The sequence below is a fragment of the Belliella kenyensis genome, assembly GCF_022549675.1.
Taxonomy (GTDB): domain Bacteria; phylum Bacteroidota; class Bacteroidia; order Cytophagales; family Cyclobacteriaceae; genus Belliella; species Belliella kenyensis.
On record NZ_JAKZGR010000014.1, the window covers coordinates 115,331 to 127,519 of the forward strand.

Genomic DNA, 12,189 nt, shown 5'->3' on the forward strand with positions numbered 1-12,189 from the left:
ATAAGTTAGTGTGATAAATTTACCAATAATAAATCTCTCCCCCAAATTTAACTGAAGTTGATATAGTCTCTTAATTTTAAGATAATTTTGACAAGATACTATTGAATGTTTTAGAGGGTCTCATCACTGAAGATGCTTTCTGCTCGTCCAATTTATAATATCCCCCGATATCTACCTTGACTCCTTGAGCTTCATTCAACTCTGACACTATCACTGCCTCATTATCTTTAAGCTCTTTGGCGATTGGGGTAAATTTTTGCTGTAATTCTACATCATCAGTTTGAGTAGCCAAAGCTTCCGCCCAATACAAAGCCAGATAGAAGTGACTTCCCCTATTATCTAATTCTTTTGCTTTTCTAGAAGGAGACTTATCTTCTTCTAGAAATTTACCCGTAGCTTGATCTAAGGAAGTACCTAAAACTTTTGCTTTTTCATTGGAAAAGGTCAGCGATAGGTGCTCCAAAGACACGGCTAAAGCCAAAAACTCCCCAAGAGAATCCCATCTCAGGTGATTTTCTTCTACTAATTGCTCTACATGCTTAGGGGCAGAACCTCCAGCACCTGTTTCGAACAATCCCCCTCCATTCATTAGGGGCACAATTGAAAGCATTTTTGCGCTTGTTCCTAATTCTAAAATTGGGAACAAATCAGTCAAATAATCTCTCAAAACATTTCCAGTTACTGAGATTGTGTCTTTTCCTGCTTTGATTCTCTCTAGAGAAAATCTTGTAGCCTCCACTGGAGATAGAATTCGTATATCTAGGTCTGAAGTGTCATGAGTACCTAGGTATTCATTTACTTTTTTGATCAACTCACTGTCATGAGCTCGATTCTCATCTAACCAAAAGACAGCTGGATCTCCTGTTGCTTTGGCTCTACTTACGGCCAATTTTACCCAATCTCTAATAGGCTCATCTTTTGTTTGACACATTCTCCAAATATCCCCTGATTTCACAGCATGTTTTATCAATACTTCATCGCCAGCTATCACCTGTACCTCACCATCTGCTTCCATTTCGAAGGTTTTATCGTGTGATCCATATTCTTCAGCTTTCTGAGCCATCAATCCTACATTGGGTACTGAGCCCATAGTAGCTGGATCAAAAGCCCCATGTAACTTACAAAAATCAATAGTTTCTTGATAAATCCCTGCGTATGACCTATCTGGGATCACGGCTTTTGTGTCTTGCTGATTACCAAGTCTATTCCACATTTGACCAGAAGTTCTGATCATTGCTGGCATAGACGCATCAATAATTACATCCGAAGGAACATGCAGATTGGTAATGCCTTTATCGGAATTAACCATTGCAAGATCAGGACCATCTTCTAGACAAGCTTCTATACTTGCTTCAATAGCCGACCGCTCTTCTTGTGGCAGTTGACTAATTTTTGAAACTAGATCTCCAAATCCATTATTAACATCAACCCCCAACTTCTTGAATACCTCTTGATATTTTTCAAAGACTGGTTCAAAAAAGACTTTTACTGCATGACCAAAAATAATAGGATCAGAAACCTTCATCATAGTCGCTTTCATATGCAAAGAAAAAAGAACTCCTTCAGCTTTTGCCTCTTTCTTTTGCTTTTTTAAGAAAGAGATCAATTCTGCTACACTGAGTACAGCCGCATCAATCACTTCTCCCTCTAACAAAGAAAGTCCCTTTTTTAAGGAAGTAACTTCTCCTGTCGAGGAGACAAAATTAATATCTACTTTGGTGGCTTTTTCTATGGTAACAGACTTTTCACTCCCATAAAAATCACCCTTACTCATACTCGCAACGTGAGATTTGGAATCTGAACTCCAAGAACCCATACTATGCGGGTGCTTTTTTGCGTAATTTTTAACTGCTAGTGGTGCTCTTCTATCTGAGTTTCCTTCTCTCAAAACTGGATTTACTGCACTCCCTTTTACTTTATCATATTTAGACTTTATGCTCTTTTCTTCATCTGATTTTGGGTCATCAGGATAGTCTGGCAAAGCATAGCCCTTTTCTTGCAGCTCCTTTATTGCTGATTTCAACTGAGGCATTGAAGCACTAATATTGGGTAACTTCACAATGTTTGCCTCTGGCGTTTTAGCAATTTCGCCTAATTCCGCTAAAGCATCACTTGTTTGTTGCTCTGGTTTTAGAAACTCTGGAAATTGAGATAGAATCCTACCTGATAACGATATATCTCTTGTCTCTACCTCTACCCCTGCTGAAGTAGCGAAAGATTTCACTATGGGTAACAAAGAGTAAGTCGCTAAAGCTGGTGCTTCATCAGTTAAGGTATAAAGAATTTTTGCTGTTTTGGTGGTCATTTTATTTATATTAATATCACTTATTGTTATTATTTCAAAATTGCATTTTCATTTAACTTCAACCTGAACTTTATTAGTAAACAAATTCATATTGATGTTTTTGTAGTTATCAATTTTGTAAAATCTGGGCTAAATTAAATAAAATATCCCAGTTTCAAAGGTCATCTACACCTCAGGTAAGTGGTCCAAGGTCTCGGAAAAAGGTTTAAAACTTCAATTCAAATTTATCAGCATCCTTCCAAGCTGGAAATTTTTCTCTAAATGTGGTCAAATCAGAATATCTTAATTTCAAAATCAATATTTCCTCATTTTCTTCTGCACTAGACATGCACTCTCCTTTGAAATCAAAAATGGCAGAATGCCCAGAATATTCAATCCCATTCCCATCAGTCCCGATTCTATTTACTCCAATCGTATAGCAAAGGTTCTCGACTGATCTAGCCTGAAGCAAGATATCCCAAGCTTTGACACGTGCGGCAGGCCAACTTGCCACATAGATGCTTAAATCATACTCCATCCCACCATCTTTCAGAGCGTTATTTCTTGACCAAACTGGAAATCTTAAATCATAACACACTTGTGGAAGAATTTTCCATCCTTTTACCTCAAAAATTTTCCTTTCAGAGCCCATGGTATATGACTGATCTTCCTCAGCCATGCGAAACAAATGTCTCTTATCATACCATTGCATAGCCCCATCAGGACACACCCAAAGCATGCGGTTGTAAAATTTACCCGAATCTTGAATAATAGCTGATCCTGTGATCGTCGTATTGAGTTGCTTTGCAAGCTGCACCATCCACTTACAAATCGTGTGATTCATTGGCTCTGAAAGGGAATTCACATCCATACTAAATCCAGTAGCGAACATTTCAGGTAGCACAATCAAATCTACACTACTAGGCAACTGCCAAAGTTTTTCTTCAAGCATTGCTAAGTTAGCAATCTTATCTTGCCAATGTAAATCAGTCTGAACCAGAGCAACTTTAAGGATTTCATCAGCCATCATTTCAATGGATAAATCATTCTATAATCTGTCCCTACTCTACCCTTACTGACTTCTATGAGTTTGCTTTGTACAAGTCTCTTTTTGAGACCTTTTAGGTAATCAACAAAAAGAATCCCTTCCAAATGATCATATTCATGCTGGATCACCCTCGCTGTCATCCCACCAAACTCTTCTTCTCTAAGGTTCCAGTTTTCGTCATAATACTCAATGGTAAGCTTTTCTGGACGGATAATCTCTGCCCTGACTTCAGGGATACTCAAGCAACCTTCTTCAAAGCCAAAATTATCTCCATATTCATCCAATATAATCGGGTTGATAAATGCTCTTCTGATTCCCTTTTCGTCATCATTCTCATCCAACATCAAGCTACTATCAATTACAAACAACCTTATTCCTTGATTGATTTGAGGAGCAGCTAGTCCTACGCCGCTTGCATGATCCATTGTGCTAAACATGTCCGTGATCAAAGCAGATACATCACTACCTTCTTTGATTTCTTCTGCCTCTTTTTTCAAAATTGGGTTGCCGTAAGCTACTATAGGATAAATCATATTTGTTCTAAGTATGTCTGTAAAATTATTGCAGCACTAATCTTATCAAGATTTCCTGCCTTCTCTTTTCTATCTTTCTTTTTGCTCCCCATGGTGATCATGCTTTGCATAGCCATTTTTGAAGTATACCTTTCATCCACTAAAACGAGTTTTTTTTCAGGAAATAGTTTCCCCAACCTATCTTTCAGGCTTATAACTCGAGGCGTCATTTCATTGGGTGTACCATCTAGGGATTTGGGATATCCGATCACAATGGTTTCAACATCCTCTTTGGAAAAATATGAAGTCAGATAGGTCGCTAAATTACGTGTATCAATCGTCTCCAAAGGGTTAGCAGTGATCTTGAGTATATCTGTAACAGCCAAGCCAGTCCTTTTCGTTCCTAAATCTATTGCTATTACTCTTCCCATTAGTTACTATTTATTTTCTTCTTGATTTTCCTCAACACTTCGCGCTCCAGTTGTATAGCTTTGGGAAACAAAAGATCGTCTTCAATTGTCGCATGTATTATCAATTCACGTTCGAAGTTTTGTAATTCATTGTATAAAATCTTCATCGAGAGAGGAGCGTCTTGTGGCAAATTATAATCATTAGTCAATTTTCGAATACCTTCCATTTCATCATCATGATCTTCATGTGCATGAGCTAATGATGAAATGGGCTTAGATTCCAATATTTTCAAGGAATCTCTTACACCAAAGTCTCCTACTTCAATCTCTTGTAATAATTTGATGCGTTGAAACACACTACTCTCTTCTTCGTGAATATGATGTATAAAGTCCTCAACAAACAGTGGAAACATAATTTTCAAATCCGCTAATATCAATGCGTATTCATCCTTAGACTCAATCCCCGATACCATATTTGCCAAAAAAGGTAACTCTTGTCTTACAAAAAAATAATGCTTTCTTTTCAGATAGGCAATCAGCACTTCAATTGGGTGTAGAAATAATTCTTCCTTGGTTGGTTCTTTGACTACAGCCCATGATTCCAGCTCCTCGGTCAGTTGCTTCGGATTCAGTTTAAATTGAGCACATACATCCTTAAGAAGGCTTTCTTCAAATTGGTAAAAATTAATCCCAAAATAGTGCAAAACAGCAGCAAACACGTAATTATCGGAAATTAAGTCCTTGATCTGTCTATTTTGTATATGTTTTGGATCTAACATAGTTACAAAAGTAAAGTATTTTGAGAAGAAATTCCCGAAATCTTCTCCTTAATTGAAAATGTTAACTTTATCAAAACGTTTTAAGGAAAAATACGGTTTAATAGTATATTTGAAGAATTTCCATTAATTAAGCAATAAAAAAAACCTGAGGATATCGTGAGCGAATTTAAAAACACAAAAGCCCAAGTAAGATTACCAATCATTATTGCATTGGCTATTTCGGCAGGAATTTGGGTAGGAGCAACTTTTGCAGAACCAAAAACTGATAGAAATGATCTAAAAGCAGCAATTTATAAACTTCAAGAAATCATTACATACATCAATCGTGACTATGTGGACAGTGTAAACACCAACGAACTGGTAGAGTATGGAATAGAAAAAATGCTAGAAAAACTTGATCCTCACTCAAGCTACATCCCAGCAAAGGATGCTGCGTTGGCAAAATCACAGTTGGATGGGAATTTTGATGGAATTGGAGTGGAGTTTGGAATCATTAGAGACACGATCTATGTCGTAGCGCCATTGACTGGAGGTCCTTCGGAAAAACTTGGGATACAAGCAGGTGATCAAATCATCAATGTAGATGGAAAAACTGTGGCTGGAACGGGGATTACCAATCGCGATGTATTTGACCTACTAAGAGGTCCTTCTGGAAGTACAGTGGTGGTGGATATTAAGAGAAAATCCCAACCAGAGTTGTTGACTTTTGATATCATAAGAGATAAAATCCCTCAGTATTCTGTAAATGCCTCGTACATGATCAATGATGAAATAGGTTATGTTAAGGTAACAAGATTTGCAGCAACTACCTATGAGGAGTTCAAAAAAGCTGTGACTGAACTCAAAGGACAAGGCATGAGAAAGCTAGTACTTGACCTTCAAAGTAATCCGGGAGGCTATATGGGAGCAGCTATCAACATGGCAGATGAAATCCTCGGGAGTAATGCAGTGATCGTATCTCAAAAAGGAAAAACAAATAGATTCAATCAAAAAGCCATGGCTGTAAAACAGGGGATTTTTGAAGATGGATCTGTGATCGTACTGATCAATGAAGGGAGTGCTTCTGCATCAGAAATAGTGGCTGGAGCGATTCAAGACAATGACAGAGGCTTGATCGTCGGAAGAAGATCATTTGGTAAAGGCTTAGTGCAGTGGCCAATTGACTTGTCCGATGGTGCAGAACTAAGACTCACCATCGCCAGATACTATACTCCATCAGGAAGATCTATACAAAAACCATATGGACAAGATGAAGATTACAGCATGGATTGGGTAAAAAGACTCGAGCATGGAGAGTTTTTCTCTGCTGATAGTATCAAATTCAATGATAGCTTGAGATATGAAACCGTATCTGGTAGATCCGTATATGGCGGAGGAGGCATCATGCCTGACTACTTTGTCCCTATGGATACTACTATGTCTTCAGCCTATGTCAATAGACTCTTCAACTCTGACTCTGCTAGAGAGTTCTTTTTAGATTATCTTGATAAAAATAAAAAGAAATTTAGTGGAATGTCTTTTGAAGATTATTACAATAAATTTCAAGTGACTGATGCCATGCTTCAAGAACTTGTCAAAACAGGAGAGAAAAACAAAGTTAAATTCGTCGAGAAGGATTTTAATAAATCAAAAGAATACTTGAAAGTCCTCATCAAAGCCAACATGGGTAGAAACCTATTTGATGACAATGCCTACTATAAAGTAATCAATGATATCAATGAAATATATCTTCAAGCTATTAAGCTTTTTGATGAAGCTGAAAAATTAGCTTTTGATGAAAGAGCTAGTTAATGCAAACATCAATAAAGGAGAGCTCAAAAGGCTCTCCTTTTATTTTATGACTATTGACCATCAAAAGAAAGTAATATCAATGAGCTCCTTTTCTTCTAAAATCCAAAAAGGCTTCTTACCTTTATTTTGAGCCAAGCTTCGAAACCATTTCGTAAAAGCCCCAAAATACTATGCATAAATATATCCTCATAACTTTATCAATTACTTGTATTACAATGATGAGTCAAAAAGTAAAAGCGCAAGCCAAAATAACTCACATAGCCGTGTTTGTCAGTAATCTCGAGCAAAGCACTGCATTTTATAAAGATGTAATGGACTTTGAAGAAATAGAAGAACCTTTCAAAGATGGCTTACATGCTTGGTTTGACATCGGAAACAACCTCCAGCTCCATGTTATCGAAGACAAATGGCAACCGATCACAATCAATAAAAATAATCATATTTGTTTTAGTATTCCAGATATGGATGTTTTCATTTCAAAATTGAATGATAAAAATGTAGCGTTTGAAAACTGGGTTGGAGAAAAAGGAAAAATCAATGTCAGACCTGATGGAATCAAGCAAGTCTATTTGAGAGATCCAGATGGATATTGGATTGAAATCAACAATGAGTATAATTGATCAAAAAATGTGATTATAAATAGAAAAATAGGGGAGTTAGACTCCCCTATTGTATTATCTATCACCATAAATAGATGATGGCCAAACATCATTCCCAGCATTAGTATCTGTGATAATCTTATCTGGATCGATTTCAATTTTTGTGACTTTTTTATCTACCTTAAGTAAGTGCTGCCAAGTATTTCCTTTGAACCAAATCTCTACTGGGAGCTCTCTCCTTTCCTTGCTACCATCATCAAATGTTATTTCAAAGATTACAGGCATAGGCATATCACCTTTGTTTGAAAAGGCCACTACATAATTGGCTCCATAAGGATAGACACCATCCACAGATAGGTCAATATTGGCATTACTGTAGAACCAACCTTTCCAGAACCAGTCTAGATTCTCACCACTGACATTTTCCATATGATTGAAAAAATCATTAGGCTGAGGATGTTTATAAGCCCAAGTTCTAATATAAGACCTGAAAGCTTTATCGAACCTCTCGTGACCTAATATATATTCTCTCAACATAACCAAGCCAAGTGCTGGCTTCATATAAGCAACCATCCCAAGATTATTTGATTGAGTCCTGTCTGGATGAGTAGCAACTGGCTCTCTGCTTGAGTTAGTCAACCACCCCAAATACTTCCTTGTCTTGATAAGGTCATTGGTATATTCACCATCATTGAATGCCAAATAGCTATAATAATTGATAAAGGTATTAAACCCCTCATCCATCCAAGCGTGTCTCCTCTCATTAGAGCCTACGATCATCGGGAACCAATTGTGGCCAAACTCATGATCCGTCACACCCCAAAGCGATTCACCTTTAGATTTATAACTACAAAAGTTCAATCCTGGATATTCCATACCCCCTATATCTGCAGCGACATTCACTGCAACTGGATAAGGATATTCATACCACATTTCTGAGTAATGCTCTACTGAGGCTTTGGAGTATTCGGTGGATCTTCCCCAAGCTTCTTGCCCATCACTCTCTTTTGGATATACAGATTGAGCTAGTGCTTTCTTGCCACTAGGTAGGTTGATTCTAGCAGCATCCCAAATAAATGACTTTGAGGAAGCAAAAGCCACATCTCTTGTATTATTCATTTTGAAATGCCAAGTCAAAGTACCTTCCGACTTTGGACGAGTAAGAGCAAGATCACCAACTTCATTTGGCTCAATAATATAAACTCTTTCATCACTATCGGCGGCACGTTTCATTCTGTTTTGCAGCTCTTTGGTCAGAACTTGCCCCGGGTTCTGCAGCTCCCCAGAGGCTACTACAATATGATCATATGGAACAGTAACTTTATAGTCAAAATCACCATAACCTAGATAAAACTCCCCAGCTCCTAAATATGGATCAGTATTCCAACCAGTCACATCATCAAAAACTGCTACCCTTGGATACCACTGTGCCATGGCATAGATTGTTCCGTCTTTGACATCTAATCTACCCATTCTATCCATACCTTTTACTGGTATCTTATATTCGAAGTCCATAGTGATCGTGGCCACTCCACCATTTGCAGGAATAGGCTCTGCAAATGACACCTGCATCCTGGTATCATTTATCAAATACTCTGAACTGACTGGCTTGTTTTTACCGCTCACTTGAGCTTTCACATTGGAAATATCGTATCCACCATCGACATCACCACTATACCTATTTCCCTGTACTGGAGTAGTAAGAGTACCTCTGGAATCATCTGTAAATCTATTTTGCTCTAGGTAAAGCCAAACAAAATCCAAACTTTCCGGACTATTGTTGGTGTATGTGATTTTCCATGAGCCTTTTACACTATGCTCTTTTTCATCTAATGTCACTGAAATCACATAGTCAGACTTGTTTTGCCAATAGCTGGGACCTGGCTTACCAGAAGCTGTCCTGTAGGCTGTACCTTGTCTATATCCAATTTCTGTAAAAGCATCATCTTTATTGTCTTTGACTGTTTGGGCTTCGGAAGACCAAATCAGACCTACAGAGAGCATTGATAGTAAAAAACCTTTTAAGCTTTGTCTCATATTTTATATTGAATTTTTTTATTGATCGGCTAAAATAAACATTCCGTCCTTAAGAAAAAACCAACCAAATATTATATCAATATGCATTTCCTTTCTTTTTTCAAAACCAATAAAATTTGCATAATGAATATTTTCAATTCTACTTTGTCTTCAAATTAAATCAACCCTATGAAAAAGTGTTTACTAATATCTGCATTGACTTTGAGCATATTTTCAGCCAAAGCTAATCAAGATAGTGTGACTGTTGAGCTTGGAGAAGTCGTCATCAGTGAAAACAGAATTGAAATCCCATTTAATAAAACATCTAGAAACATATCTATCATAAGCAGAAAAGATATTGAAACTACCCCAGCAAGAAGTTTGCAAGAGGTTCTCGCATTCACACCAGGTGTAGATGTGCGTCAAAGAGGTGTGACAGGGGTACAAGGGGACATAGGAATCAGAGGAGGTGGATTTGAACAGACCCTTATGCTCATCAACGGCATCAAAATGACCGATCCTCAAACAGGCCATCACATCATGAATATTCCCATACCTCTTCAGGCTATTCAAAGAGTGGAAGTAATGAAAGGTCCCGCTTCAAGGATATTTGGACAAAACGCATATGCTGGCGCCGTGAACATCGTCACTACGCTTCCTGAGACAGCTAGTCTTAACATTCAAAACTACGGAGGAGATTTTGGCATGAAAGGGGCTAGTATTGTATCGTCTCTGCCTGTTAAGCTACCTTTTGGATTGTATAAGCAAACACTATCCGTCAGTCATGATGCATCGAATGGGCATTGGTACAATTCTGATTACAAAGTAAATAATGTTTTTTATGAAGGTGGGTTAGACATAAATGATCAGCATGAAATCCGTACCATGATAGGGTATACAGAAAGAGATTTTGGCGCTAATGGGTTCTACACCAACAGCTTTCCAGATCAATGGGAAAGTATACAAACATTCTTGGCTTCACTCAGCCATACTTTTGAAAAAAAGCAGCTTTATATACAAACAAGAGCCTATTGGAGAAAAAATGATGATGAATTCAGACTCAGAAGAAATGAACCAGCATTTTTCACTAACCTCCACACCTCGCATACCACTGCATTGGAAATCAATAGTAGATACCAAAGCCAATTTGGCACATCGGGCTTTGGGGTAGAAGGAAGAAATGAGAAAATCAATAGTACCAACCTTGGTAATAGACAAAGAACCTTCTTAGGAGTATTTGCAGAGCATCGGATTGAGTTTTGGGAGGATTTTGACTTCAGAGCAGGTGTGTATTCAAATTATTACGACGAGTACGGTTGGAAGCATTTCCCAGGAGCTGAATTAGGCTATCAAATCAACAATAGTTCAAGACTATACACAAACTATGGCGCCAGCTATAGAATACCATCATTTACTGACTTATATTATCAAGATCCTAGCAACCTTGCAAACCCTAACTTGGTACCAGAAGAAGCCCAAAGTTTTGAAATTGGTTACAAATTCCAAAAAAATGGACTTAGGGCTGAATTAGTATACTTCAATCGATACTCCAAAAACCTCATAGATTGGTACAGAGAACCAAGTACAGTCAGTCCTAACCCTAATCGATGGACACCTCGCAATATTTCAGAAGTGACTTTTCAAGGAATTGAAACTGGAATCCAATATGCTTTTGGTGCATCAAGCAAAAACATCAAGCTAAAAGAAGCCACTTTAAGTTACAATTTCATTGATGCCAACTTGATGCAGAACTCCGGTGTAGAATCAAGAAATACGCTCTCTGCACTCCGACACCAATTGATAGGAGGAATTAAGACAGAATGGTTCAATGACTTTGAAATGAATGTTAAAGCCAGGTATTTAGAAAGGATGGCTCTTGACCCGTACTTTTTATTGGACGTAAGAGTTGACTACAAAAGACTAAAGACTTTTGGTCTATTTGCAGAAGCTTCTAACGTAACCAACTCTGATTACATAGAGGCAGGATTTGTACAGATGCCTGGAAGATGGTTCAGAGCTGGTATCAACCTTAACTTAGTCAGATAAAAATTTAATCAACTCGATCATCTTAAGAGCCTTACAGAATTGATTGTAAGGCTTTTTTAATGTGTAAATTACACTCCCTGTGATGATCTGCTTTTGCAAGAAGAGCAGCAATTCAGCTAAACGAATAACTCCTATTTTGATCAATATCCATTAGTATCCCAAATCAATCAATATCGAAATCTTGAAAGCACCTTAGATGAGGCTACATGGATCTTTTCAGCATTTCATAATTTTTTATATTCAATATCAATGAATTACAAAATTACAAAAAAAAATTAAGATTGATTTTTTGCTCAATATTAAAATAAAGCTACCTTTGCAATCCATTCACGAAGGAATGGGAGTTTAGCTCAGCTGGTTCAGAGCATCTGCCTTACAAGCAGAGGGTCGGGGGTTCGAATCCCTCAACTCCCACACTTATTAATTAATTCAATACCCAAAATTTGGGAGTTTAGCTCAGCTGGTTCAGAGCATCTGCCTTACAAGCAGAGGGTCGGGGGTTCGAATCCCTCAACTCCCACACAAAGCCTCTTTTGAGGCTTTTTTTATGCCGAATTTTTTGAATAAAAAGGGCTTATTGGAAAATTCGTCAGGAATTAGAAAGTAGGGTTTAAACTAAGCTCTACTTTCTTTTTTTATGTGTTTGACCCTTGATCCACGAGTCAATTTCGGATTGAAAAAGTACAATTTAGGATTAGTTTTTG

The 12,189-nt window shown here is 37.6% G+C and carries 9 protein-coding genes and 2 tRNA genes; 5 read left to right on the plus strand and 6 right to left on the minus strand.

Translation table 11 applies throughout. The features are described from left to right. Positions 1-76: 76 nt before the first annotated feature. The 5 genes from MM214_RS14895 to MM214_RS14915 form a co-directional block, all read right to left on the minus strand. On the minus strand, positions 77-2,305 hold the full coding sequence (locus tag MM214_RS14895) for an NADP-dependent isocitrate dehydrogenase (protein ID WP_241296530.1): 2,229 nt from the start codon (positions 2,303-2,305) through the stop codon (positions 77-79). A 205-nt stretch (positions 2,306-2,510) separates the two neighbouring features. After that, entirely contained in the window at positions 2,511-3,314 is an 804-nt protein-coding gene (locus MM214_RS14900) for an amidohydrolase (RefSeq protein WP_376856729.1), read from the minus strand. Further along, positions 3,311-3,865: a peptide deformylase gene (gene def, locus MM214_RS14905; protein ID WP_241296532.1), complete on the minus strand. Its 555-nt coding sequence runs from the start codon at positions 3,863-3,865 to the stop codon at positions 3,311-3,313. The genes MM214_RS14900 and def overlap by 4 nt, the downstream gene beginning before the upstream one ends. Continuing rightward, positions 3,862-4,275 (minus strand): Holliday junction resolvase RuvX, encoded by a 414-nt coding sequence (gene ruvX, locus MM214_RS14910; RefSeq protein ID WP_241296534.1) that lies wholly within the window; start codon positions 4,273-4,275, stop codon positions 3,862-3,864. The genes def and ruvX overlap by 4 nt, the downstream gene beginning before the upstream one ends. Beyond that, positions 4,275-5,033 (minus strand): hemerythrin domain-containing protein, encoded by a 759-nt coding sequence (locus MM214_RS14915; protein ID WP_241296536.1) that lies wholly within the window; start codon positions 5,031-5,033, stop codon positions 4,275-4,277. The genes ruvX and MM214_RS14915 overlap by 1 nt, the downstream gene beginning before the upstream one ends. A 156-nt stretch (positions 5,034-5,189) precedes the next feature. Here MM214_RS14915 and MM214_RS14920 point away from each other — a divergent pair, with 156 nt between their 5' ends. Next, positions 5,190-6,824, plus strand: coding sequence for a S41 family peptidase (locus MM214_RS14920; RefSeq protein ID WP_241296538.1), 1,635 nt, complete (start codon positions 5,190-5,192; stop codon positions 6,822-6,824). A 215-nt stretch (positions 6,825-7,039) separates the two neighbouring features. Beyond that, the gene (locus tag MM214_RS14925; protein ID WP_317208497.1) at positions 7,040-7,444 is read left to right on the plus strand and encodes a VOC family protein; all 405 of its coding nucleotides are present in this window, start codon (positions 7,040-7,042) and stop codon (positions 7,442-7,444) included. Positions 7,445-7,498: 54 nt separating this feature from the next. Here the strand turns inward: MM214_RS14925 and MM214_RS19195 are convergent, their stop codons facing one another. Continuing rightward, a complete protein-coding gene (locus MM214_RS19195; protein ID WP_435374028.1) occupies positions 7,499-9,427 on the minus strand; it encodes a M1 family aminopeptidase in 1,929 nt (642 codons plus the stop codon). A gap of 201 nt (positions 9,428-9,628) precedes the next feature. Between MM214_RS19195 and MM214_RS14935 the strand changes: the two genes are divergently transcribed. From MM214_RS14935 to MM214_RS14945, 3 genes are all read left to right on the plus strand, one after another. Next, positions 9,629-11,485 (plus strand): TonB-dependent receptor plug domain-containing protein, encoded by a 1,857-nt coding sequence (locus tag MM214_RS14935; protein WP_241296541.1) that lies wholly within the window; start codon positions 9,629-9,631, stop codon positions 11,483-11,485. Between the two features lie 339 nt (positions 11,486-11,824). Beyond that, a tRNA-Val gene (locus MM214_RS14940) sits at positions 11,825-11,899 on the plus strand. A gap of 31 nt (positions 11,900-11,930) precedes the next feature. Continuing rightward, positions 11,931-12,005, plus strand: a tRNA-Val gene (locus tag MM214_RS14945). The last annotated feature ends 184 nt before the right edge of the window (positions 12,006-12,189 follow it).